This is a genomic window from Rhizobium sp. WSM1328, assembly GCF_057653715.1.
Map to the genome: position 1 here is coordinate 3,737,378 of NZ_CM172788.1, position 24,106 is coordinate 3,761,483.

The 24,106-nt window shown below is 61.0% G+C and carries 19 protein-coding genes; 7 read left to right on the top strand and 12 right to left on the bottom strand.

Going from position 1 to position 24,106, the window contains the following annotated elements:
* Window positions 1-148 precede the first annotated feature (148 nt).
* A complete protein-coding gene (locus AC2444_RS18695; RefSeq protein WP_012759026.1) occupies window positions 149-1,522 on the bottom strand; it encodes a GH1 family beta-glucosidase in 1,374 nt (457 codons plus the stop codon).
* Between the two features lie 238 nt (window positions 1,523-1,760).
* Between AC2444_RS18695 and AC2444_RS18700 the strand changes: the two genes are divergently transcribed.
* The gene (locus AC2444_RS18700) at window positions 1,761-2,165 is read left to right on the top strand and encodes a DoxX family protein (protein ID WP_012759027.1); all 405 of its coding nucleotides are present in this window, start codon (window positions 1,761-1,763) and stop codon (window positions 2,163-2,165) included.
* Window positions 2,166-2,342: 177 nt separating this feature from the next.
* Here AC2444_RS18700 and AC2444_RS18705 read toward each other — a convergent pair whose 3' ends face one another.
* From AC2444_RS18705 to AC2444_RS18725, 5 genes are all read right to left on the bottom strand, one after another.
* Window positions 2,343-3,530 (bottom strand): Gfo/Idh/MocA family protein, encoded by a 1,188-nt coding sequence (locus AC2444_RS18705; RefSeq protein WP_012759028.1) that lies wholly within the window; start codon window positions 3,528-3,530, stop codon window positions 2,343-2,345.
* A gap of 223 nt (window positions 3,531-3,753) precedes the next feature.
* Window positions 3,754-4,806 carry a sugar phosphate isomerase/epimerase family protein gene (locus AC2444_RS18710; RefSeq protein ID WP_012759029.1) on the bottom strand — a complete coding sequence of 351 codons (1,053 nt, stop codon included), beginning with the start codon at window positions 4,804-4,806 and terminating at the stop codon, window positions 3,754-3,756.
* Between the two features lie 251 nt (window positions 4,807-5,057).
* A complete protein-coding gene (locus tag AC2444_RS18715) occupies window positions 5,058-6,005 on the bottom strand; it encodes a substrate-binding domain-containing protein (RefSeq protein WP_012759030.1) in 948 nt (315 codons plus the stop codon).
* A 68-nt stretch (window positions 6,006-6,073) separates the two neighbouring features.
* Entirely contained in the window at window positions 6,074-7,078 is a 1,005-nt protein-coding gene (locus AC2444_RS18720) for an ABC transporter permease (protein ID WP_003552935.1), read from the bottom strand.
* Window positions 7,079-7,156: 78 nt separating this feature from the next.
* Window positions 7,157-8,683: a sugar ABC transporter ATP-binding protein gene (locus tag AC2444_RS18725; RefSeq protein WP_012759031.1), complete on the bottom strand. Its 1,527-nt coding sequence runs from the start codon at window positions 8,681-8,683 to the stop codon at window positions 7,157-7,159.
* A 170-nt stretch (window positions 8,684-8,853) separates the two neighbouring features.
* Here AC2444_RS18725 and AC2444_RS18730 point away from each other — a divergent pair, with 170 nt between their 5' ends.
* The gene (locus tag AC2444_RS18730) at window positions 8,854-9,885 is read left to right on the top strand and encodes a LacI family DNA-binding transcriptional regulator (RefSeq protein ID WP_012759032.1); all 1,032 of its coding nucleotides are present in this window, start codon (window positions 8,854-8,856) and stop codon (window positions 9,883-9,885) included.
* Between the two features lie 188 nt (window positions 9,886-10,073).
* On the opposite strand, the gene xylA is transcribed toward AC2444_RS18730, so the two are convergent.
* The 5 genes from xylA to AC2444_RS18755 form a co-directional block, all read right to left on the bottom strand.
* Entirely contained in the window at window positions 10,074-11,384 is a 1,311-nt protein-coding gene (gene xylA, locus AC2444_RS18735) for a xylose isomerase (RefSeq protein WP_003552938.1), read from the bottom strand.
* Between the two features lie 215 nt (window positions 11,385-11,599).
* Window positions 11,600-13,054, bottom strand: a complete 1,455-nt coding sequence (gene xylB, locus AC2444_RS18740) for a xylulokinase (protein WP_012759033.1) — start codon at window positions 13,052-13,054, stop codon at window positions 11,600-11,602.
* Between the two features lie 21 nt (window positions 13,055-13,075).
* On the bottom strand, window positions 13,076-14,098 hold the full coding sequence (locus AC2444_RS18745; RefSeq protein WP_012759034.1) for a LacI family DNA-binding transcriptional regulator: 1,023 nt from the start codon (window positions 14,096-14,098) through the stop codon (window positions 13,076-13,078).
* Between the two features lie 185 nt (window positions 14,099-14,283).
* Window positions 14,284-15,882 carry a DHA2 family efflux MFS transporter permease subunit gene (locus AC2444_RS18750; RefSeq protein ID WP_012759035.1) on the bottom strand — a complete coding sequence of 533 codons (1,599 nt, stop codon included), beginning with the start codon at window positions 15,880-15,882 and terminating at the stop codon, window positions 14,284-14,286.
* Between the two features lie 27 nt (window positions 15,883-15,909).
* Window positions 15,910-17,124 (bottom strand): HlyD family secretion protein, encoded by a 1,215-nt coding sequence (locus tag AC2444_RS18755; RefSeq protein WP_012759036.1) that lies wholly within the window; start codon window positions 17,122-17,124, stop codon window positions 15,910-15,912.
* A 151-nt stretch (window positions 17,125-17,275) separates the two neighbouring features.
* Between AC2444_RS18755 and AC2444_RS18760 the strand changes: the two genes are divergently transcribed.
* From AC2444_RS18760 to lysS, 5 genes are all read left to right on the top strand, one after another.
* Entirely contained in the window at window positions 17,276-17,956 is a 681-nt protein-coding gene (locus tag AC2444_RS18760; RefSeq protein WP_012759037.1) for a TetR/AcrR family transcriptional regulator, read from the top strand.
* Window positions 17,957-18,163: 207 nt separating this feature from the next.
* Window positions 18,164-19,003: an AraC family transcriptional regulator gene (locus tag AC2444_RS18765; protein WP_012759038.1), complete on the top strand. Its 840-nt coding sequence runs from the start codon at window positions 18,164-18,166 to the stop codon at window positions 19,001-19,003.
* A gap of 209 nt (window positions 19,004-19,212) precedes the next feature.
* Window positions 19,213-19,962, top strand: coding sequence for a TerC family protein (locus AC2444_RS18770; RefSeq protein WP_018072717.1), 750 nt, complete (start codon window positions 19,213-19,215; stop codon window positions 19,960-19,962).
* Between the two features lie 245 nt (window positions 19,963-20,207).
* Window positions 20,208-21,674, top strand: coding sequence for a glutamate--tRNA ligase (gltX, locus tag AC2444_RS18775; RefSeq protein WP_012759040.1), 1,467 nt, complete (start codon window positions 20,208-20,210; stop codon window positions 21,672-21,674).
* Window positions 21,675-21,696: 22 nt separating this feature from the next.
* On the top strand, window positions 21,697-23,193 hold the full coding sequence (lysS, locus tag AC2444_RS18780) for a lysine--tRNA ligase (RefSeq protein WP_012759041.1): 1,497 nt from the start codon (window positions 21,697-21,699) through the stop codon (window positions 23,191-23,193).
* Window positions 23,194-23,304: 111 nt separating this feature from the next.
* Here the strand turns inward: lysS and AC2444_RS18785 are convergent, their stop codons facing one another.
* Complete coding sequence (locus AC2444_RS18785) at window positions 23,305-24,057, bottom strand: SDR family NAD(P)-dependent oxidoreductase (RefSeq protein WP_012759042.1); 753 nt, start codon at window positions 24,055-24,057, stop codon at window positions 23,305-23,307.
* Window positions 24,058-24,106: the final 49 nt, after the last annotated feature.

Genomic DNA, 24,106 nt, shown 5'->3' on the forward strand with positions numbered 1-24,106 from the left:
GCGATCTATTTTTCTGCCTGCCTCCGGTCGTCGCGAAAATGCTGGCAAGCAACGTCAGCTTGCCATGCCGGCCGGAAGTCCGCGCCCCCAGATGCTCGCGATAAGCGTCAGACAGGTGCCTCTCTCAAGTGCCCGCGAGGCAACTGCGCTAAACCGCCTTGTGATTGCCCTTCGGGAATTGCGCCGCGAGTTGGCGATACCACTTGCCGCTCTTCTTCACCGTGCGCAGCTGGGTTTCATAATCGACATGGACCAGGCCGAAGCGCATGCGGTAGCCTTCCGCCCATTCGAAATTATCCATCAGGCTCCAGGCGAAATAGCCGCGTAGGGGATAGCCGTCCTTGATGAGGCCGGCAACGATTTCGAGGTGATCTCCGACATAGTCGAGGCGCATCGTATCGTCGACCTCGCCGTCGATGACATCGGTGTTGTCGCAGGCGCCGTTCTCGGTGATGTAGCATTCCGGCAGTTCGTAGCGGCGGTAGAGATCCTCGATCGAGAGCTTCAGGCCCGGCGCATAGATTTCCCAGCCGATATCGGTCTTGACGTCGCTTGCCGGCGGCGCCTCCACCGTCCAGGGGAAATCGCCTTTGCGTTCGGCATCGTCGGTGACGCGTTCGGGCTTATAATAGTTCAGGCCCCACCAATCGAGTTTCTGGCTGATGAGCTTCAGGTCGCCATCCTCGATGACAGGCATGCGGTCGCCGAGCGCCGCGACGAATTCCTTCGGATATTCACCCTTGAAGACGGGATCGAAGAAAGCGCCGTTGTGGAACTGATGCGCCCGCTCGCCCGCGGCAAGGTCGGCCGGGCTGTCGGAGCCGGGAATGATCGAGGCGGCATTGAGCACGAGGCCGACCGGCACATTGGGCGCTTCCGAGCGGATCGCCTCGACGCCGAGGCCGTGGGCAAGGTTCATGTAATGCATGGCGTGAAGGGCAGCCTGCATGTTGCGCTCGCCCGGAGCATGGATGCCGTAGAGGTGGCTGAGCCAGACGATGCACCAGGGTTCGTTGAAGGTCGCGACCCGGTCGAGGCGATCGCCAAGGCGGTTCATCACCGTCTTGGCATAGCGCTGAAACGCATAGGCGGTCGAGCGCGCGGTCCACCCGCCCTCGCCGGCGAGCAACAGAGGCAGATCCCAGTGGTAGAGCGTCGCGAAGGTCTTGATACCGCGCGCCTTGCAGCCGTCGACCAGCCGGTCGTAGAAATCGAGGCCGGCCTCGTTCACCGGACCCGTGCCGTCCGGGATAATGCGCGGCCAGGCAATCGAGAACCGGTAGGCTTCGACACCCATCTCCTTGATGAGATCGAGGTCCTGTTCCAGGCGATTGTAGTGATCGCAGGCAACATCGCCGTTATCGCGATTATGGACGCGGCCAGGCATATTGCAGAAAGCATCCCAGATGGATGGCTTGCGGCCATCAGCTTTGCTGGCGCCTTCGATCTGGAAGGCAGCGGTGGCAACGCCGAAAATGAAGTCGCCGGGAAAGCGCTCCGCGAGTTTCTTCGGATCGATCATCTGGAAATCCTATCTCTCAGGTTGAGCCGTTTGCGCCGGATTTAGCCAAGCCTGAAGGCAAAGTACAGGCTGGCCGGAAGAAAAACTGCAACGTTGCAGGAGGAAAAACAGAACAGCTGCAGCGCCGCTCCCTCGCCGCGCTGCCGCCCTCATAACGGCAATGTCAGCAGTCGTGATTTGGCCGTTGAGACCGCGATCCTTACACGGGAAATGGCATCACAAATATGAAAGGGATCCAATGCTCTCTTCGGTCCATTCGCTGCAGCCTCATCTGCTGAGCCTGTTGCGCATTGTCTCGTCACTTGTACTTTTCAGCTATGGAACACAGAAGATCCTGCATTTTCCGGCTGCGGCAAGCGTGCCGCCCGCAGGCTCGCTGCCCTGGATTGCCGGCCTGCTCGAACTCACCTTCGGGTTCCTGGTGCTTGTCGGATTCCAGACCCGTATCGCCGCCTTCGTGCTCTCCGGCCTGATGGCCGTCGCCTATTTCATCGCACATGCATCGAAGGGCATCTACCCCGCCCAGAACGGCGGCGTCGCGGCGATCCTGTTCTGCTTCGTGTTTCTTTATCTGGTGGCGGCAGGTGCCGGACCGTTGAGCGTCGACAACCTGCTGAAGCGTGGCCGCACTGCTGCGGTCTGATCAAAATAAAACAAAACGCCGAGGCGACTCTACAGCGCCGCGCGTCTTTTCAGACGCGCAAAGGCGCTGTAGCGCTTAGAATTACTGCATAATTTTGTCCTTAAATCGATTCCGATTTAAGGAATTATGCAGTAGATCGCCTCGGCGTTTTTCATGGGGCAACCGAGATCGTTAAATTCAGACTTTGATCCAGGCGCCGTTCCTCTTCGAAGACGCGACGCAGGCTTCCACGAAGGCCACACCCTTCACGCCGTCATCGACTGTGGGATAGACCACCGCCTTGTCGACGGCCTTGCCCTTCTTGCGGGCGTTTATCGCATGCGCGGCTTCCGTATAGATCGTTGCAAAGGCTTCGAGATAACCTTCCGGATGCCCTGATGGCACGCGCGTGACACGGCCGGCAGCCGCGCCTGAACCGGCGCCGCCGCGGGTGATCAGCCGCTTCGGCTCGCCGAAAGGCGTGTACCACAAGTAGTTCGGGTCCTTCTGGGTCCATTCCAGCCCGCCCTTGGTGCCGTAGACACGCACCATCAGGCCGTTTTCATGGCCGGGCGCAACCTGGCTGCACCAGAGCATGCCCTTGGCCGGCTTCTCCGAACCCTTCGCCTTGAAGCGCAGCATGACATGCGCATTATCGTCCAGCCGGCGGCCGGGAACGAAGCTATCGAGATCGGCGGCGAGGCTGTCGAGCTCCAGGCCAGTGATGAAGGCGGCGAGATTATAGGCATGGGTGCCGATATCGCCGGTCGAGCCGCCGACGCCGGACTGCGCCGGATCGGTGCGCCAGGCAGCCTGTTTCTGGCCGGTTTGCTCGACCGCTTCCGTCAGCCAGTCTTGCGGATATTCGGCCTGGACGACGCGGATGTCGCCGAGTTCACCATTCGCGATCATCTCCCGCGCCTGGCGGACCATCGGATAGCCGGTGTAATTATGCGTCAGCACGAAGAGTGCCCCACTCTCGTCGGCGATCTTCTTCAGCTTCTTCGCATCGGCAAGGTTGGATGTCAGCGGCTTGTCGCAGATGACATGAATGCCGCGCTTCAGGAATTCCTTGGCTGCATCGTAGTGAACATGGTTCGGCGTGACGATCGCCACCGCCTCGATGCCATTCTTCAGCTTCGCCTCGCGGATCGCCATCTCGCGATAGCTGGAATAGGTCCGCGACGGATCGAGGCCGAGGTCGCGGCCGGATGCGATCGCCTTTTCGGGCGAAGCCGACAGCGCGCCGGCGATGAGATCGTACTGATCGTCGATGCGGGCCGCGATACGGTGCACCGCGCCGATGAACGCGCCCGCGCCGCCGCCCACCATGCCGAGCCGGATGCGCGGCTCGCGTGTCTGTTCGGATGATGCTTCGATTGCCATTGATTCCTCCTCAATTTTTCTTCCCTTCTCCCCTGGGGGGTTCAAAGGACGGGTTGAGCCCCGTGGCTCAACCCCGGTCGGTGGCCCGAAGGGTCGGATGAGGGGGCTTCGCGGTAGATATGCCTTTCGCTTGTCGCTCAAGGCATTCGTCGCTATCGCTCCTCATCCCCCTCATCTGCCCTGACGGGCATCTTCTCCCCGCTGGGGAGAAGGGAATAGAAACCTAGAGCCCCAGCATCCGCCGGTTCGCCGCCTGGTCCGTGCCGCTGCCGGCGAAATCGTCGAAGGCTTTCTCGGTCACGCGGATGATATGGGCGGCAACGAATTCGGCGCCTTCGCGGGCGCCGTCCTCCGGATGCTTCAGCGCGCATTCCCATTCGACCACGGCCCAGCCATCGAAATTATTCGCCGTCATCTTCGAGAACACCGCGCCGAAATCGACCTGGCCGTCGCCAAGCGAACGGAACCGGCCGGCGCGTTCGACCCAGCCCTGATAGCCACCGTAGACGCCCTGGCGCCCGGTCGGATTGAACTCAGCATCCTTGACGTGGAACATCTTGATGCGGTCTTTGTAGATGTCGATGTTGTCGAGATAATCGAGGCACTGCAGGACGTAGTGCGAGGGATCGTAGAGCATGTTGGCGCGCGGATGGTTCTTCACCCGCTCCAGGAACATCTCGAAGGTGATGCCGTCATGCAGGTCCTCGCCCGGATGGATCTCGTAGCAGACGTCGATACCGTTCTCGTCCGCATGGTTGAGGATCGGCGTCCAGCGGCGGGCGAGTTCGTCGAAGGCAGTCTCGACCAGACCGGCAGGACGCTGCGGCCAGGGATAGATGAAGGGCCAGGCAAGCGCGCCGGAAAAGGTCGCATGCGCCTTGAGACCGAGGTTTTTGGATGCCGTCAGTGCCATCTTGACCTGCTCGACCGCCCATTCCTGACGCGCCTTCGGATTGCCGCGCACCTCCGGTGCAGCAAACCCGTCGAAGGCTTCGTCATAGGCCGGGTGAACGGCGACGAGCTGTCCTTGCAGATGAGTGGAGAGTTCGGTGATCTCGATGCCGTTTTCACGCGCCTTGCCGGCGAATTCGTCGCAATAATCCTTGGACGTGGCAGCCTTCTTCAGATCGATCAGCTGGCTGGCCCAGGTCGGCACCTGGACGCCCTTGTAACCGATGTCGGCCGCCCATTTGGTGATCGCGTCCCACGAGTTGAAAGGAGCAGTATCGCCCGCGAACTGGCCAAGGAAAAGGCCGGGGCCCTTGATCGTCTTCATGTCAGATTCCTCCCTGAATATCGGCCGTAAACGTTTCTGAAGTGTTGTAGCACGCAATTTGGCGGGAGCAAGGCGCCTCCTCGCCCTTGGCTCGTGATTTGGCGCGAAGCCAGATGCGATATGGCGGCGAGCTAATCATGATGGGCTTTGGCGGGCAAGAGGTACGTGCAGCATTTTCGGCCACCCGCTCTATTGGAAGCATAAAAAATGCGCCCATCCTTACGAATGGGCGCATGTCTCCAGTCGATGGATCAGAACGGAGAATCCGGGAAGTAGAAGTCCTTGGCATTGTCCTTGGTGACGAGCGTCGCGTCGAGGATGTAGCTGCCGTGAACCGGAACCTGATCATAAAGTGCCGCCGCCGTCAGTTCCATCGCTGTGCCGACCATTGCCGGCGGATAGAGGACGTCGACCGGGATCAGCTTATCGCCGTCCATGACCTTCTTGACCATGTCCTTGGAGCCGGCGCCGGCGACGACATACTTGATGTCGGTGCGCTTGGCCTGCTCGATCGCCTGCAGAACGCCGACGGCCATGTCGTCGTCCTGGCACCATACGACGTCGATCTTCTGATACTTGGTCAGGTAGTCCTGCATGACCTTGAAGGCATCGTCGCGGTTCCAGTTGCCGTACTGGCGGTCGAGAACCTTGACGTTCGAGCCGGCAATGCCCTTGTCGAAGCCGTCCTGGCGCTGCTGGTCGATCGGGATCGGCAGACCGCGGATGATGACCACTTCGGCGTCCGGAGTGGTGTCCTTGATGTACTTGCCGGCGACTTCGCCGAGAGCCGGGTTGTTGCCGGCGACATAGAGATCGCGCACGGAATTGTCGTTGTTGCTCGGCGCACGGTCGACGAGGGCGACGAACTTGCCCTTGCCCTTGACTTCCTTGATGGCGTTGACGAGCGGATCCGGATCCGACGGCAGGATGACGAGGGCGTCGATGCCCTGCGTATCGAGATCCTGCACGGCATTGGCCTGGCTTGCGGCGTCCGGCGAGGTCTTGACGATGACGTTGAGACCGGGATGTTCGGCCATCAGCAGCTTGGCGACGCGTTCGGCATGGAACACCACGCCCGATGTCCAACCGTGGTCGGCGGCCGGAATGGACACGCCGATCGTGAATTTCTTGTCCTGGGCGTGAGCGGCGCCGGCGAACGTCACCGCCGCAACCGTCAGGCCCAACATCAATTTACGCATGCTATTTCCTCCCAATAATTTCAGGGACTTTTCCATACGGGACCGGACGCCCTGTAAGCCCGATCAAGTCATGATTTGCGCACCAGCGAGCGCTGGACGAACATGGCGATGATGATGATCGCACCCTGGATGGCGCCGATCAGATACTCGCTGATGAAATTCGAAAGCAGCATGATGTTGCCGACCAGTTCGAGAATGAAGGCGCCGCAGATCGTGCCCCAGACCCTGCCCGCGCCGCCTTTGAGGGCCGTGCCGCCGACGACGACGGCCGTGATCGCCTGCAACTCCCATAGGATGCCCGTCGTCGCCGACGTCGAGCCGAGACGGGGAACATAGAGCAGCACGGCAATGGCGACGCACAATCCCTGGATGACGAAGGCGATCGTCCGCACACGGTTGACCGCGATACCGGAATAGCGGGCGACATCGCTGTTTGATCCAACCGCAACAACGTGGCGCCCGTAGCGGGTGCGATAGAGGATGAAGGCCGCAACCGCCGTCACTGCCAGGATCACCACGATCGGCACGGGTATGCCGGCGACATTGCCGAAATAAGCAGGGCGATAGAGCGTCTGGATATCGGCTGAGCGAAGCGTGATCGCACCGCCCTGCGACAGCCAGGTCGTCAGGCCGCGATAGATGCCCATCGTGCCGAGCGTCGCAATGAAGGGCTCGATCCTGCCGACCGTCGTGATCAGGCCGTTCGCCAGGCCGCAAAGCGCGCCGGCGACGATCGTGAAGACGGCGGCGACCGTCAGCATCAAAGCCGGGTTTTCGATGGCGCCCGAATTCATCAGCAGGATCATCAGGCTGGCGACGAAGGCCACCATCGAGCCGACAGACAAGTCGAGATCGCCTGCTGATATCACGAAGGTCGCACCGACCGCGATGATGGCGATGAAAGCGCTGCGCGTCGCGACATTGGCAAGGTTGGTGATGCCGATGAAATTGGGATTGACCAAGGCTCCGACGATCAGCAGCAGCGCCAGGGCGACGAAGGGAGCGACCGCACGCAGGTCGACATCCCGCCAGGATCGGCGCCGGATTTCCCTGGTCTCCTCGTTGACACTCATTTCCAAAATCAACCTCCCGTCCCATATTTTCTGGGCATTTTATCTGTCGTCCTGATCGGCAAAGCCCTGCTTCAGCCTTCAGGCGGCCGCCTTCCTCTTGAGCCCGGCGGCGTAACGCATGATCTCCTGCTCGGAAATCTCGTCTCCCTCGAGCACGCCGACGATACGCCCTTCGCGCATCACCGCCACTCTGGTGCAGAGGCCGATGACCTCCGGCATCTCCGAGGACACGACGATGATCGACCGGCCGTCCCGGGCGAGGGCCGAGATGAAATGATAGATCTGCTGCTTGGTGCCGACATCGATGCCGCGCGTCGGCTCGTCGATGATGATGATCTGAGGTTCGGTCTCCATGACCTTGGCGAGCAGCAGCTTCTGCTGGTTCCCCCCCGACATCCGGCCGGCGACGATATTGCCGTCACGAACCCTGATATCGAAGCGGCGCTTGGCCTTTGCCATCGCGGCCGCCTCGCTGCCCGGGCTGAGATAGCCGTGACGAGCGTGCCTTCCGAGCGATTGCAGTGTCAGATTGGTCACCATGCCGGAGCGCAGCAGCAGGCCTTTCGACTTGCGGTCCTTGGTCATGTAGGCGAGCCCGCAGCGATTGGCGGCATGGACGTCGCCGGAGGGAACAGTTTCCCCCTTGATGACCACCTCGCCCTCGAGACGGGTCCGCAACCCGGCGATCGCTTCCATCAGTTCGGTGCGGCCGGAGCCGATCATGCCGGAAAACCCGATGATCTCGCCCTTGCGCACCTCGAAGCTCGCATCCTTCACATAACCCGTTGATACCGAAGCGACCCTGAGGACGACCTCCTCGTCGACATCAGGCTCGACCTTGGCGGGATAGAGGCTGGAGAGTTCGCGGCCTACCATCAGCTGAGCGATCGATTCCCCGTCCAGAACCGACGTCGGCGAAGTCTTGATCCACTGGCCGTCGCGCAGCACCGTGACACGATCGGTCAACTCCATCACCTCGTCGAGCTTGTGGGACACGAAGACGAAGCTGGTCCCCTGGTCGCGAAGCTTGCGAACCTGTTTGAACAGCATATTGGTCTCTTCCCGCGACAGCACCGCGGTCGGCTCGTCCATGAACACCACCCGCGCATCGCGGCTGATCGCCTTGGCGATTTCGACCATCTGCTTGTCGGCGATGGAAAGCGTGCTGATCAGCGCATTCTCATCGACATGCGAACCGAGCACGTCGAGAACCTTGCGTGTCTCCGACCGCATATATTTACGGTCGAGCATGCCGAAATGCGTGACTTCGCGCCCGAGGAAGAGGCTCTCCGTCACGGTCAGATGTTCTGCGAGGTTGAATTCCTGGTGAATGATGACGATGCCGAGCGCCTCGGCGTCGCCGTTGGGCGGCAGGACGACGGGCTTGCCATCAAGCAGGATTTCGCCGGAACTGGGCTGCTCGAAACCCGACAATACCTTGACAAGCGTGGATTTGCCGGCGCCGTTTTCACCCATCAGCGCATGGATTTCGCCGGCGCGGAGATCGAAGTTCACGCTGAAAAGGACCTGCACTCCACTGAAGGATTTGCATATGCGCCTGGCGGACAGCACCACGGGTGCGGTGTCGGCGGTCTCCACGGTCATCTGGTCCTCCCCAAAGCGGCTCTCCGTCCACTCAGAAGCCTTATGTAAACCTTTACATACATCGTGTAAAGGTTTACATCGTTGATTTACACAGATCAGTTGAAGCCTGCCTTTGACCTCTCGACAAGTCTGTGTAGTGTCGCGGCGAAGACAGCCCAAGGCAGAGCTCAGTGTCGAATTCCACGCCCGCAACCATCGAAGACGTCGCCCGGATCGCCGAGGTCTCTATCGCGACGGTTTCCCGGGCAATCCACATGCCGGAGAAGGTCGCCAACTCCACCCGCCTCAAGGTCAACCAGGCGATCGCCATCACCGGCTATACCACCAATGCCATGGCGCGCAGCCTGAGGCTCGGCCGCTCCAATATGATCCTTGTCGTGGCGCCCGATATTGGCGATCCCAATTTCTCCAATATTCTCGTCGGGCTGGAGAACGAAGCGCGCGCGCACGGCTACGGCATCCTGATTGGCCACACCCAGAACGATGCCCAGCGCGGCCTGGAATATCTGAAATTCTTCAATTCCAACCAGGCGGCTGGATTGATCCTCTTCACCGGCATCCTGCCCTTCGGGCATCAGACGATGACCGCGCGGCTGCCGCCGAGCGTCGGCGTTTTCGAGCCCGTCTTCAACGGCGGCATTCCCTATGTCGGCGTCGACGATACCGAAGGCGCTCGGAAAGCGGTGGACCTGCTGCTGGCTGAAGGGCATCGCAAGATCGCCTTCATCGGCGATTCACGCACCCGGCTTGCCTATACGAGACGCCGCATGGGTTACGATGCCGGTCTCGATGCCGCAGGCATCCCGCCCGACACCAGGATCGTGCTGGAAGGTGACGGCACGATCGAAAGCGGGCGGCATGCGGTCGAACAGCTTTTCATGCGCGACACGCTTCCAACCGCCTTCATGTGCGTCAACGACCAGACGGCGATCGGCGTCATGGTCGGGCTCGGCGCACGAGGTTATGATATTCCGCGGGATTTCTCGGTGACCGGTTTCGACGACGTGCCGCAGGCCGTCTTCATATCCCCACCGCTGACCACGATCCGCCAGCCGAGAACGGCGATCGGCAAGCAGGCGATGGCGCTGCTGCTGGAACTTCTGTCCGATGGCCGGCCAACCGAAACGGAAATCCTGCTGCGGCCGGATCTGGTGGTTCGAAACTCCGTCTCGGCGCCGTCGCGCAGCTGGTCGAAACGTTGAACCCGTATCACTGAGCGCTTAAGGCGCATTTAGATCAGGATGATTTTAAGCCCGATCGGCCTAAAATCTGAATCCTGATCTAAATCAAAGAAGTAGAGCATGATGTCGTCCGAAAACCGCGCACACTTTTCGGCATCATGCTCTAGCCGGCAAATGCGCCGGCGACCAATGGCCGCCGGCGCGCTTTATCAAACGTAACGGTTGACGACGTTCTCCAGCAGTTCCTGCTTGCCGGATCTCGGCTGCGGGTTCACGTCGTGGCTCTCGACATAGTGGGTGATCTCATCCAGCGAATACTCGCCGCGGAAGAGCTTCTGCGCCTCGGCGGATTCCCAGCCGGCATACCGATCGGCGAGCGGCTGCGACAGAGCCTTGTCCTCGATCATCTTGGCAGCGGCCTTCAGGCCGCGGGCGCAGCAATCCATGCCGCCGATATGGCCGATCAGCAGATCCGCCGGGTCGAGAGACTGACGGCGCAGCTTCGAGTCGAAGTTGGTGCCGCCGGTCTTGAAGCCGCCGCCAGCCAGAACATGGTAATAAGCGAGCGCCATTTCGGGAACATTGTTCGGGAACTGGTCGGTATCCCAGCCGGACTGGTAGTCGTTGCGGTTCATGTCGATCGAGCCGAAGATGCCGAGCGCATTGGCAAGCGCCAGCTCGTGCTCGAAGGAGTGGCCGGCAAGGATCGCGTGGCCCTGCTCGATATTGAGCTTCACCTCGTTTTCAAGGCCGTGCTTCTTGAGGAAGCCATAGACGGTCGCAACGTCATAGTCATACTGGTGCTTGGTCGGCTCCTGCGGCTTCGGCTCGATCAGGATCGTGCCCTTGTAGCCGATCTTGTGCTTGTATTCGACGACGAGGTTGAGGAAGCGGCCGAGCTGGTCGAGCTCGCGGCCGATATCGGTGTTGAGCAGCGTCTCGTAACCTTCGCGGCCGCCCCAGAGCACGTAGTTTTCGCCGCCGAGCTTCTGCGTGGCATCGATGCAGGTCTTTACCGTCGCGGCTGCGAAAGCAAAGACATCGGGATCCGGATTGGTCGCAGCGCCCGACATATAGCGGCGGTGGGAGAAGAGGTTCGCCGTGCCCCAAAGCAGCTTGGTGCCGGTTGCGGCCTGCTTCTCGGCGAAATAATCGACGATCTCGTTGAGGTTTTTAGTGTTCTCGGCAAAAGTCTTGCCTTCCGGACGCACGTCGGCGTCATGGAAGCAATAGTAGGGCGAGCCGAGCAGCGAGAAGAATTCGAAGGCGACGTCGGCCTTGAGCTTGGCGGCCTTCATCGTGTCCTCGAACCAGGGACGCAGGAAGGTCTGCCCGCCGAAGGGATCGCCACCCGGCCAGGTGAAGGTGTGCCAATAGGCCACTGCAAAGCGCAGATGGTCTTCCATGCGCTTGCCCATGACGATCTCGTCCGGCTGGTAATGGCGGAAGGCCAGCGGATTGGTGCTGTCAGGGCCCTCGTATTTGACTTTCTGGATATCGCCGAAAAATCCGGTGCTCATTTTGGTTCTCCTTGGGTTCGTAATTCAGTCTATCGTTCGTGCCGTGCAGCCCCCTCATCCGACCCTTCGGGCCACCTTCTCCCCCAGGGGAGAAGGGGAATGAGGCGCCGCTGCGAACCTCTTCTCCCCTCGGGGGTCCGAAGGACGGGTTGAGACCCGTGGCTCGACCCCGGTCGGTTCCGGCAGGCGGATGAGGGGGCCGCTGGCTCCAGTTCTCAATGCGCCAGCGACTTGATCGCCGGGTAAAGCGCTCGGTAGCGCTTGTAGGCATCCTCATAAGCGCCGCTTAGCGCCGCCACAGGCTCGATCGTGCCTGCCGTCACCGGCGGCGTGCAGACGGCAATGGGATCTGCCCCCGTTGCTGCGATCAGGCCGAGGCGGGCTGCCCCGAAGGCCGCGCCGAAATCGCCGTCAGCCGGCAGGTCGACCGGAACGCCGAGCGCGGTCGCGATCGACGCCAGCCAGTAACGCGAGCGTGAACCGCCGCCGATCGCCGTGACCCGGGATATGCCGGTGCCGGCCGAACGCAGCGCTTCGAGATTGTCGCGAATGGCGAAGGCGACGCCTTCGAGCACCGCTTGTGTAAGAACGACACGGCTGCTTTCGTGTTCGAGGCCGATGAAGGCGCCACGGATGACGGCATCATTGTGCGGCGTGCGCTCGCCGGAGAGATAGGGCAGGAAAGTGACGCCGGTGGGCGCCTTCAGCGTCTCGCCGAGTTCGCCGGTGAGATCGGCGGCCGACTTGCCGGTTACACCAGAATGCCAGTTCAGCGCATCGGTGGCCGACAGGATGACGCCCATCTGGTGCCAGGTGTTCGGCAGCGCGTGGCAGAAGGCATGCACGGCGCTTTCCGGCTTCGGCAAATAGGAAGCGTTGGCAGCAAAAAGCACACCTGATGTGCCGAGCGAGACGAAGGCGGCGCCGTCGCTGACCGTGCCCATGCCGCAGGCCGAAGCCGCATTGTCGCCGGCACCGCCGGCAATGACGACATCGCCTGATATGCCCCATTGCGCCGCCAGTTCGGACCGCAGCTTGCCGGCCTGCTCGGTGCCTTCGACAAGCGCCGGCATCTGTTCCTCGGAAAGCTTGGTGGCGGCCAGCAGTTCCGACGACCAGGCACGCTTGCCGGTGTTGAGCCAGGAGGTGCCGGCCGAATCCGACATTTCAGAGATATAGTCGCCGGTCAGCCAGAGACGCAGATAGTCCTTCGGCAACAGCACCTTGGCGATCTTGCCGAAGACATCGGGCTCATGTTTTGCGACCCAGGCGAGCTTCGGTGCCGTGAAACCGGGAAAGACGATATTGCCGGTCAGCGCGCGAAAGCGCGGATCGGCATCGAGTGCCGCGGCCTCGACGTAGCTGCGGGTGTCGTTCCAAAGGATGCAGGGGCGCAGCACCTTATCAGTGGCATCGATGAGCGTTGCGCCATGCATCTGGCCGGAAAGGCCGATGCCCTTGACCGCCGCCAACTCCTTCGGATGTTTTGCCTTGAGGCCGGCGACAGCCTCTTCCGTGGCGCGTACCCAGTGGGCCGGCTCCTGTTCCGACCAGCCGGAATGCGGACGCGAGACGTCGAGCGAACCATTGGCAGAGCCGATGATCTTCTGATCACCGTCGATCAGCATCGCCTTGACGCCGGAGGTTCCGAGATCGAGACCCAGATACATGTGGTATTTCTCCCTTTGCCGTTACGGCAGATTGTCTTTCAGGAATATGTCGAGGCGGATGCGCTCCTGCGCTTCGATGACGGCAAGCCCGTCCGCCTTGGCTTTCAGTACGCGGATCGCGCTGCGCACCTCATGGCCGGCATCCTGGTTGAGGATCGCATCGATCGTATTGTCGATCAGTGCTGCGCGCGTATGGGCGGTCAACTCGTGGGCAATGACAGTCAGTACGCGATCGACGGCCTTCTCCTTCAGCGCCCGGATCAGGCCGCGATTGCCGGCGCCGAGGCTGTAGACGCCGATGATGTCGGCATTCCCGAGCGCGTCGGCAACAAGCCTGTGGGCGACCTCCGGGTCGTCGCGGCCTTCGAGAACCGGCAGGATCGCAAGATCCGGAAATTCCTCGGCCATGACAGCGGTGAAGCCCTCCAGCCGCTCGCGATGGTCGCGCACCAGCATGGAACCGGCGAGCACGGCTATTTCGCCCTTTCGCGGCCCGAGGAATCGTCCGAGCAGGCGGGCGGCTGTGCGGCCGGCTGCGATATTGTCGACGCCGGCATAGTGATGGCGCAGCGACCCCGTGAGATCGGAAACCAGGGTGACGACGGGAAAGCGCTCGCGCACCAGCCTGTCGACGGCGGCGCGCACGTCAGGCGCATCGGTCGCAACCAGCGCAATGCCGCAGGGCTTTTCCCGGGAAAGCCCTTCAAGCACGGCGACGAGGGCGGCGGGATCGAAGGCCGGCACCTCGATGGTGCGGATATCGGTACGCTCGGCCGACGAGCGGAGGATCGCCTGACGGATTTCGGCATTGAGCCCGTGCATGAAGGAATTATCGCTGGCCGGAAGGATGAAGACCAGCGGATAGGTGCGCCCCTTGGCAAGATTGGCGGCGGCGACGTCTCTGACATAACCGAGTTCGCGGATCGCGGTCTCGACCTTTTCCCGCGTGACGTGGCGCACACCGGGCCGCTGGTTGAGAACCCGGTCGACAGTCGCGAGACTGACACCGGCGGCAGCGGCGATATCGTGAACGGTTGGCCTCATCATTCCTCCTGACGAGACCATTAGCGCCAATTTTGATGTACGTAAATCAAAAAATCTGACAGGCCGGTTTCCACGTCGGTTTTCCGACCCGGCCCACAGTCATCCGCCTGATGCCACAGCGGCCGGAAGACGGCAACAAAAAGGCCCTCCGAAGAGGGCCTTTTCAAGGGGCGGCAGGCCGGAGGTCAGTGGCCGCCACCGCCTCCCCCGCCTTGCGGCGCGGGTTTCTTGATCATGGCGACACCGAGGATCATCGCGAGGAAAAGCGCGGTCAGGATCAGGAACACGTCGCTGAAGGAAAGGATGATCGCCTGTTTGGTGGCAAGCCCGACCATCTGCTTGATCGCAACCGAGGCGCCATCCATGCCATAGGTGTTGAAATTGGCGGCCATGTTGTTCATCTGGTCGATCGCCGCCGGGTTGCCCCAATCCATATTCTCCCGCAGCCGCTCATAATGCACGTCCTGCCGGTTGGTGAGCACGGTATTGATGACGGCAAGGCCGACGGCGCCGCCGAGGTTTCGGGTCAGGTTGAACAGGCCGGACGCGCCGCGGATGCGCGAGGGCGGCATCGTGCCGAGCGCGATGTTGTTGATCGGCACCATGCACATCATCAGCCCGAAGCCGCGCAGGATCTGCGGGATGAAGAGTTCGTAGAAATCCCAATCCGCCGTCAGATGCATCATGATGAAGGTGCCGGCGGCGAAGCTGACGAAGCCGATCACCATCATCAACCGCAGGTCCATCTTGGTCGACAGCCGCCCAGCGATCGGCGCGGTGAAGAACATCGCCAGCCCGGAGACGAACATCGTCTCGCCGATCATCAATGAATCATAGCCGCGGATGCGCCCGAGATAAACAGGATAGATATAGGTGAGGCCATAAAGGCCGATGCCCATGACGAAGGAAAACACCGAGCCGAAGGAGAAATTCCGGTTCGAAAAGGCCTTGAGGTCGACGACCGGGAAATCCACCGTGAAGGCGCGATAGAAAAAGACGATGGCCGCAACGCCGGAGGCAACCGCTGCGATGGCGATCGAGCTGTCGTTGAACCAGTCGTTCGAATTGCCCTCTTCGAGCACATATTCCAGCGCGCCGAGGAAGACGCCCATCGAGATCAGACCCCACCAGTCGAACTTCTTGAAGAGCGACAGTTCCGGCTTGTCGAAATCGATGAAGTTCCAGGTGACGATGGTGACGATGATACCGGGAACGATGTTGACGAGGAACAGCCAGTGCCAGGAAAAGGCATGGCTGAGATAACCGCCGACGGTCGGGCCGATGGTCGGCGCCAGCGTCGCGATCAGGCCGATGATCGGCGAGACGATGCTACGCTTCGACGGCGGGAAGATGGTGAAGGCGGCCGCGAAGACCGACGGAATCATGCCGCCGCCGATGAAGCCCTGGATGACGCGGTAAACGATCATCTGATCGATATTGGTGGCCGTCGCCGCCAGCGCGCTCGCCATGGTGAAGCCGGCAGCCGAGATTGCGAAGAGATAACGCGTCGAGATGATGCGCGCCAACGTGCCCGAAAGTGGGATCATGATCACTTCGGCGATCAGATAGGCCGTCTGCACCCAGCCGACCTCGTCGCTGCCTGCAGAAAGGCCGGCCTGGATTTCGGCAAGAGAAGCCGAGACGATCTGGATGTCGAGGATCGACATGAACATGCCGAGCACCATCGCGAAGAAGGCGATAAGCTTCTTCGGATCCATGCGTTCGTCGGCATGGGCGGGTGCCGCCGGAATCGTCCCCGCTGTTGCTGTCGCGCTCCCGGCCATCAGACCACCTCCGCCTTTCCTGAAGGCTTACTTGCTCGGCGCCGTACGGGTGTCGACGTCGACGACGACGCTCAGGCCCGCGCGCAGCCGCCCGCTGTCGAGCGCTTCCTGCGGCAGCGCGATGCGCACAGGCACGCGCTGGATCACCTTGGTGAAATTGCCCGTGGCGTTTTCCGGCGGCAGCATCGAAAAGACCGAGCCGGAAGCCGGTGAGATCGATTCGACGGTGCCCACGATCGGATGATCGCTATAGGCATCGACCTGGACGTTGACCTTCGAGCCCGGCACCAGATGCTGGATCTGCGTTTCCTTGAAATTGGCGTCGATGTAGAGCTGGCGCACCGGAACGAGTGCCATCAGGCGCTGGCCGGGAGAGACGAGGTCGCCTTCCTGGACGGAGCGGTTGCCGACAATGCCGTCATAAGGCGCCTTGAGCACGGTGAAGGAAAGGTCGCGAACGGCCTTGTCGCGTGAGATTTCCAGCGAACGGACCGAGCCTTCGGCTTCCTTGCGCTGGGCCTGGAGAATGGTGATGTTGGCCTGTGCAGCGGTGATGTTGGCATCGCCGCCGGCAAGATTGGCCTTGGCCTGGTCGAGGGCGATATTGGCGTTGTCGAGATCGGCGGCGGTGCCGACCGACTTCGCCTGAAGGTCGCTCTGGCGCTTCTGAGTAATCTCGGCACCGCGAACGGCCGCTTCGAGTGCCACCTTCTGCGCCTGCGCCTGCACCAGGCTCGCATTCGCGCCTTCGATCTGCGCGTCGATACGCTGCAGCGAAAGCTGTTCGGTGACGATCTGGGCCTGGGCCAAATCGAGGGCGTTCTGATAGTCGCCGTTATCAAGCGTGGCAAGCACGTCGCCCGCTTTGACTTCCTGGTTGGCGACAACGTTCACCTTCGCGACGTAGCCCGTGACCTTCGGCGAAATCGTTGCGATATCGCCTTCGATATAGGCGTCGTCGGTCGACACCATGAAGCGGCCGTTCGTCCACCATTCGTAACCATACCAGCCGCCGCCTGCGAGAAGGGCAAGCACGACGATCGGCAGCACCGGGCTGCGGCGCTTCTTCGCAGCCGCGGGTGCGGCGGCGACCGAAGCCGGCGCCGACTGCGCGGGAGCAGAGGGAAGTTCGCGGGCTTCTGCCGTCGGGGCTTCTACGGCCGCGACATCCGCCTTTACCTCTTCGGTCTCGGCGTTTTCGCTGACGATCCGCGCGACGTTGCTCTTCTGGTTGCTCGACATAGCCACTTTACCGATCTGGAGTAAATAATCGAACTGAACGGTTCGGTTCAGTTGACTTAAACCTGTTTTATCGTCATATCAAGATGTATAGAACCAATCGGTTCGATTTCTTTTAAAGAAAAAGCGAAACCGTCAACACGGTTAAGAGGACATGACGCTGAAACCCGACCACGCCGCCGTATTCAGTCCTCCCGCTGCCGGAGGCCGATTTGCCGCAGGCGAAGATCCGGCCAAGCGCCAGCAGATCCTCGCCGGCGCCAAGCGCGTTTTCATGAAGATGGGTTTCGACGCCGCCAGCATGAACGACGTGACGCGTGAGGCCGGCGTCTCCAAGGGAACGCTCTACGTCTATTTCACCAACAAGGAAGAGCTGTTTTCGGCGATGATCGAGACCGAGCGCGCCGCCTTCGTGGCGGCCGTGCGCACGGCGCTTGCCGAACATGACGATCCCGAAGCCGGCCTGTACGAATTCGGGATAAGCTTCGTCACCCATATGACCGATGAAAAGGTCATCAGCGCGATGCGCACCGTTCTCGGCGTTCGCGACCGCATGCCGGTGCTCTGTCAACGCTTCTTCAAGGGTCCGGAAAACCTGCGCACCATCATGCGCGACTTCCTGGAACGCCACATCGCCGAAGGCAGGTTTGAGATCGACGACATCGATCTGGCCGCCGGCCAGTTCCTCGATCTCGCCAGCGGTAGTTTCTTCAAGCTCCGCCTGTTCGGAAGCATGGAAGAGCCGCCGTCCCGTGACGAAATCGAGCGCGTCATCCGCGGCGCGATCCGGGTCTTCATGGCCGCCTATGGCGCGCGCCGGCACGAGACCGCCTGACCGCATCCTTGACTGCCGCGTTCCGTCGGCCAAAATCCCGCAATAGCGATCAAATCCGGCTGCCGACTTTTCTTTAAGGAAGAGTCGCAACACTGCATAATTCCTTAAATCGGAATCGATTTAAGGATAAAATTATGCAGCACTTCAAAGTGTTACAGCGTCCTTTGCGCGCCTGGAAAAGACGCGCGGCGCTGTAGGAGAATAAGGATGAGCGCTGTCGGACGGGCGATCTGGTTCATCGAGAGCCATTTCGAAAGCGATATATCGCTGGAAGAGATATCGGAAGCAGCCGGATTGTCGCGCTACCATCTGTCGCGCGTCTTCGGGCTCGTCACCGGCTACTCGATCAGCGGCTATATAAGAGGGCGGCGCCTCAGCCGCGCCGTGCCCACACTGGTCGGCAGCTCATCCACCATTCTCGAGGTTGCGCTTTGCGCGGGCTACGGCTCGCACGAGGCCTTCACCCGTGCCTTCCGCGACCAGTTCGGCATGACGCCGGATGCGGTGCGCAGACAGGGGCACGCCTGTAACCTTGTCTTGCTGGAGCCGATCAGAATGGACCCCGCCCACCTCAACGACCTCGAACCGCCCCGTTTCGAAACCCTCCAACCGATGCTGTTTGCCGGCCTGCAGGAGATCTACCCCTATGGCGGCAATGCCGCCATCCCCTCTCTCTGGCAGAAATTCAATGCCCATTTCGGACATATCTCCGGTCAGAAAGGCAATGTCGCCTACGGCATCTGTACGCATATCGACGGAGAAGCGGAGAAATTCCGCTATATGGCCGCGGTCGAGATCTCCGATGCGGGTGATCTGCCGGCGGATTTTGCAACGCTCAAGCTTCCAGGCCAGCGCTACGTCGTCTTTGCCCATCGCGGCCACGTCTCCGGCATTCCGGCGACGATGAACCGCATTTTTGGCGCATGGTGGCCGACCTCGGGCCTAGAGCACAGCGAGACACCCGACATGTTCGAACGCTACGACGAGCGCTTCGACCCCTATACCGGCATGGGCGTCACCGAAATCTGGTTGCCGATCAGAGCATAATGCCGAAAAGTGCGAGCGGTTTTCGGACGACATCATGCTCTAACTCTTTAATCAAGATTCAATTTTAAGGCCGACCCGGCCTTAAATCCTGTTCCAGGGAATAAAAGTCACATCGGTTTCGTATACCCCCTTGCGGCGCTTGCCTGGCAGGCCGGCGACATTACATTGCGAGCGTCATTACTCATGTGGCGCAAAAGGGATATATGCTGATGCAGGAAATCATGACGCTCATTCAGGATCCGGCCGCCTGGGTGGCGCTCATCACGCTGGTGGTGATGGAAGTCGTTCTCGGGATCGACAACCTGATCTTCATTTCCATTCTCACCAACAAACTGCCGCCCGAGCACCGCGAGAAGGCCCGCAAGATCGGCATCGGTCTTGCGCTCGTCATGCGTCTCGCCCTGCTCGGCACCATCGCCTGGATCGTGCAGCTGACCGAACCGCTGTTTGAAGCCTTCGGCCACGGTTTCTCCTGGAAGGATCTGATCCTGATTGCCGGCGGTCTGTTCCTCGTCTGGAAGGCCACCAAGGAAATCCACCACAGCGTCGATCCGGAAGATCACGGCGAGGACTTCATCGCAAGTTCGGCCACGACAGGCTTTGCATCGGCCATCGGCCAGATCCTTCTGCTCGACCTCGTCTTCTCCGTCGACAGCATCATCACCGCCGTCGGCATGACGCCACATCTGCCGATCATGGTGGTCGCCGTCGTCGCCGCAGTCACCGTCATGCTTGTCGCCGCGACCCCGCTTGCCAACTTCATCGAGAGGAACCCGACGATCGTCATGCTGGCGCTCGCCTTCCTGCTGATGATCGGCACGACGCTGATCGCCGAAGGCATGGGCTTCCATGTGCCGAAGGGCTACGTCTACGCCGCCATGGCCTTCTCGGCGCTGGTCGAGGTGCTGAACATGTTCGCGCGCAACGCCCGCAAGCGAAAACGCGACGCCGCGCATTGAGGCTTGGGCAGGAGGGCGCGGCGGAACCGGCGCGCCCTCACGCATTGCCATCAGGCCGTTCCTGGCGTGTTTTTCTTGACGCGCCCGGTTGAATATGGCCTAAGGCCAGCCGAACGGACGATCGGCGGATAGTGCGGGCTTATGCCCTTTTTCCGGCCGGTTTGCCGATGAAGCTATCTGCATCCTTCCGGCCGTACGTCGCTTTCCCATGAAAGCCGTCCGGCATTCATTGACGGGCACACACAATGACAGTTTCCGGGACAGCCACCGGCGTCCGCGTCCGCATCGCTCCCTCGCCGACCGGCGAGCCGCATGTCGGCACCGCTTACATCGCTCTTTTCAACTACCTTTTCGCCAAGAAGCATGGCGGCGAGTTCATCCTGCGCATCGAGGATACCGATGCGACACGCTCGACCCCGGAATTCGAAACGAAGGTGTTGGACGCGCTGAAATGGTGCGGGCTGGAATGGAAGGAAGGCCCTGATATCGGCGGCCCCTACGGCCCCTATCGCCAGTCCGACCGCAAGGAAATGTACCAGCCTTACGGGCAGGAATTGCTGGATAAGGGCCATGCCTTCCGCTGTTTCTGCACACCCGCGCGGCTGGAGCAGATGCGCGAAACCCAGCGCGCCGCCGGCAAGCCGCCGAAGTACGATGGTCTCTGCCTCAACCTCACGGCCGAGGAAGTCACCTCGCGCATTGCCGCCGGCGAGACGACCGTCATCCGCATGAAGATTCCTGCCGAAGGCTCATGCGACTTCACCGACGGCGTCTACGGCGATGTCTCCATTCCGTGGGATTCGGTCGACATGCAGGTGCTCGTCAAGGCCGACGGCATGCCGACCTATCACATGGCCAACGTCATCGACGACCATCTGATGAAGATCACCCATGTGGCGCGCGGCGAGGAATGGCTGGCTTCGGTGCCGAAGCACATCCTGCTTTATCGCTATTTCGACTGGGATCAGCCGGTCTTCATGCATCTGTCGCTGATGCGCAATGCCGACAAGTCGAAGCTGTCGAAGCGCAAGAACCCGACCTCGATCTCCTATTACTCCGCGCTCGGCTATATCCCGGAAGCGCTGATGAACTTCCTCGGCCTGTTCTTCATCCAGATCGCCGAGGGCGAAGAGCTCCTTGGTATGGACGAGCTCTCCGAGAAGTTCGACCCGGCAAACCTCTCCAAGGCCGGTGCGATCTTCGACATTCAGAAGCTCGACTGGCTGAACGGCCGCTGGATCCGCGAGAAGCTCTCCGAGGAGGAATTCCAGGCGCGTGTGCTGACTTGGGCGATGGAAAACGACCGCCTGAAGGAAGGTCTGCGCCTGTCGCAGACACGCATTTCCAAGCTCGGTGAGTTGCCCGATCTTGCCGGCTTCCTGCTGAAGTCCGATCTCGGCCTGCAGCCTTCCGACTTCGCCAAGATCAAGTCGCCGCCGGAAGAGATCCTGGAGATCCTCAACACCGTTCAGCCGGATCTCGAAAAGATCCTGGAATGGAATGTCGAGACGATCGAGGCGGAGCTGCGCGCGATCGCCGACCGCATGGGCAAGAAGCTGAAGGTCGTGGTCTCGCCGCTCTTCGTCGCCGTGTCCGGCTCGTCGCGCTCGCTGCCGCTCTTCGATTCCATGGCGATCCTCGGCCGGTCCGTTGTGCGTCAGCGCCTGAAGCTCGCCTCGCAGGCGGTCGCCGCCCTCGTCGGCTCGAAGTAAGAACAGTCAGAGGATTTCGACAATGGCTGACAACAAGACCGAAAACACCCTTTCCTCCGACGCGACGGAAGTGCGCACCCAGAAGCTGAAGCTGCTGCGCGAGCAGATCGGCGAGGTCTATCCGGCGCATTTCCACCGCACGATGACCAATGCCGAGCTCATCGCGAAATATGAGAACCTGGAATCTGACGTCGAGACGCAGGATGTCGTCATCGTCGCCGGCCGCGTCTACTCGTCGCGCAACTCCGGCATGTTCATGGACATCCACGATGCCGGCGGCAAGATCCAGATTTTCAGTCACAAGGACACGACCCCGGAAGAAGCCCGCGCCCTGCTGCCGATGATCGACATCGGCGACATCATCGGCGTCACCGGCATCGTGCGCCGCACCAAGCGCGGCGAGCTGACGATCAACGCGCAGACAATCACCATGCTGACGAAGTCGCTGCTGCCGATGCCGGAAAAGTGGCACGGCCTCTCCGACATCGAGTTGCGCTATCGCAAGCGCCATCTCGACATCATGACCAACGAGGATTCGAAGCTCCGCTTCCAGCAGCGCTCGAAGATCCTCTCCGGCATCCGCCGCTTCATGGAAAATGACGGCTTCATGGAAGTCGAGACGCCGATGCTGCATTCGGTCTATGGCGGCGCCACCGCCGAGCCGTTCAAGACGCATCACAACACGCTCAAACTCGACATGTACCTGCGCATCGCACCGGAACTGTTCCTCAAGCGCACGCTGGTCTCGGGGCTGACCGACAAGGTGTTCGAGATCAACCGGAACTTCCGCAACGAAGGAGTCTCCACCCGGCACAATCCCGAATTCACCATGATGGAGTGTTACTGGGCCTATGCCGATTATGAGGACATCATGGACCTCGTCGAGCGGCTGTTCGAGAGCTTGGCACTCTCCATTCACGGTGCGACGGAATTCCCCTTCGGCGACAAGACCATGTCCTTCAAGGGTCCGTTCAAGCGCGTCCCGATGCCCGACGCCGTCAAGGAAGCGACCGGCATCGACTTCCTCGCCATCAAGACCGATGAAGAGGCGCGCGCCGCCGCCAAGGCTGCCGGCTTTGCGGTCGAGAAGGATTGGACTTGGGGCGAATGCCTCGCCTTCATCTTCGAGGAAAAGGTCGAATCCACGCTGATCCAGCCGTCGCATGTCACGCATTTCCCGAAGGACATTTCGCCCTTCGCCAAGGAAGTGCCGGGCGAGCCGCGCCTGGTCGAGCGCTTCGAGACCTATTGCAACGCCTGGGAACTCGGCAACGCCTTCTCGGAGCTGAACGATCCCGAGGAGCAGCGCCGCCGCATGGTCGAGCAGCTCGAACAGGCGCATGCCCGCGGCGAAAAGGAAAAGCAGTTGGATGAGGAATTCCTCGACGCCATCGACCAGGGCATGCCGCCGGCAGGTGGCCTCGGCATCGGCGTCGACCGTCTCATCATGCTTCTGACCAACGCGCCGTCGATCCGCGACGTCATCCTCTTCCCGGCCCGCCGCAACAAAGCCGACTGAGAACCACATTCCTTAAAATGAAGAAACGGAGCGCCCGAAAGGACGCTCCGTTTTGTTTTAAGCAGACTGGTATTTCGTTGGTTTTTGTTATGACCGCGTTCGTCGTCACACTCAGATCATGTAGCCGCCGGCGACCTCGATTGTCTGCGCATTGATCCATGCGCCGTCGTCGGACGCGAGCATGGCGATGACGCGGCCGACATCCTCGGCTTCGCCGATACGGCCGAGAGCCGTCTGTGAGGCAAGCAACGCGGCGAATTCCGGGTTCTTGTCCAGCGCAGCGTCGGCAAGATTGGTGCGGATAGGACCGGGCGAGATAGCATTGGCGCGGATCCTGCGATCGCCGAACTCCTTCGCCTGATAGCGGGTCAACGTCTCAAGTCCGGACTTGAGGGCTGCATAGGGTGCAACACCTGCTGTTGCGACGCGAACGGAAGCGCTCGTTACATTGAGGATCACGCCGCCATCGACCATCAGCGGCAGCAATGCCTGCGTCAGGAAGAACGGCCCTTTCAGGTGGACATTCATCAGAGCGTCGAACTGGCCCGTCGTCACCATCTCCATGAGATTGAACATGCCGAAACCGGCATTGTTGACGAGGCAATCGAACGCATCCCGGCCCCAATAAGTGGAAAGCAGCCGTTTCACCTCCGCCACGAAGGCCGGAAAGCTGTCGGCATCACCGACATCGAGGGCAAGCGCAAAAGCTTGACCACCGTCTGCCTTGATCGCGGCGATGACTTCATCCGCACCTGGCTTGTGGCTGTTATAGGTGAGGATGACACCCATGCCGCGCCTTGCGCATTCCTGCGCTGCCGATTGACCAATGCCACGGCTGCCGCCGGTAATGATTGCGATTTTCATCTCTGTCTCCTTTGCTTCGATGGCCGGAAGCTATGGGAAACAGCCGGCC

Bases quoted from the DNA above. Each gene is read 5' to 3' on its own strand.
- AC2444_RS18695 (WP_012759026.1), bottom strand. From the start codon at position 1,522: ATGATCGATCCGAAGAAACTCGCGGAGCGCTTTCCCGGCGACTTCATT.
- AC2444_RS18700 (WP_012759027.1), top strand. From the start codon at position 1,761: ATGCTCTCTTCGGTCCATTCGCTGCAGCCTCATCTGCTGAGCCTGTTG.
- AC2444_RS18705 (WP_012759028.1), bottom strand. From the start codon at position 3,530: ATGGCAATCGAAGCATCATCCGAACAGACACGCGAGCCGCGCATCCGG.
- AC2444_RS18710 (WP_012759029.1), bottom strand. From the start codon at position 4,806: ATGAAGACGATCAAGGGCCCCGGCCTTTTCCTTGGCCAGTTCGCGGGC.
- AC2444_RS18715 (WP_012759030.1), bottom strand. From the start codon at position 6,005: ATGCGTAAATTGATGTTGGGCCTGACGGTTGCGGCGGTGACGTTCGCC.
- AC2444_RS18720 (WP_003552935.1), bottom strand. From the start codon at position 7,078: ATGAGTGTCAACGAGGAGACCAGGGAAATCCGGCGCCGATCCTGGCGG.
- AC2444_RS18725 (WP_012759031.1), bottom strand. From the start codon at position 8,683: ATGACCGTGGAGACCGCCGACACCGCACCCGTGGTGCTGTCCGCCAGG.
- xylA (WP_003552938.1), bottom strand. From the start codon at position 11,384: ATGAGCACCGGATTTTTCGGCGATATCCAGAAAGTCAAATACGAGGGC.
- xylB (WP_012759033.1), bottom strand. From the start codon at position 13,054: ATGTATCTGGGTCTCGATCTCGGAACCTCCGGCGTCAAGGCGATGCTG.
- AC2444_RS18745 (WP_012759034.1), bottom strand. From the start codon at position 14,098: ATGAGGCCAACCGTTCACGATATCGCCGCTGCCGCCGGTGTCAGTCTC.
- AC2444_RS18750 (WP_012759035.1), bottom strand. From the start codon at position 15,882: ATGGCCGGGAGCGCGACAGCAACAGCGGGGACGATTCCGGCGGCACCC.
- AC2444_RS18755 (WP_012759036.1), bottom strand. From the start codon at position 17,124: ATGTCGAGCAACCAGAAGAGCAACGTCGCGCGGATCGTCAGCGAAAAC.
- AC2444_RS18760 (WP_012759037.1), top strand. From the start codon at position 17,276: ATGACGCTGAAACCCGACCACGCCGCCGTATTCAGTCCTCCCGCTGCC.
- AC2444_RS18765 (WP_012759038.1), top strand. From the start codon at position 18,164: ATGAGCGCTGTCGGACGGGCGATCTGGTTCATCGAGAGCCATTTCGAA.
- AC2444_RS18770 (WP_018072717.1), top strand. From the start codon at position 19,213: ATGCAGGAAATCATGACGCTCATTCAGGATCCGGCCGCCTGGGTGGCG.
- gltX (WP_012759040.1), top strand. From the start codon at position 20,208: ATGACAGTTTCCGGGACAGCCACCGGCGTCCGCGTCCGCATCGCTCCC.
- lysS (WP_012759041.1), top strand. From the start codon at position 21,697: ATGGCTGACAACAAGACCGAAAACACCCTTTCCTCCGACGCGACGGAA.
- AC2444_RS18785 (WP_012759042.1), bottom strand. From the start codon at position 24,057: ATGAAAATCGCAATCATTACCGGCGGCAGCCGTGGCATTGGTCAATCG.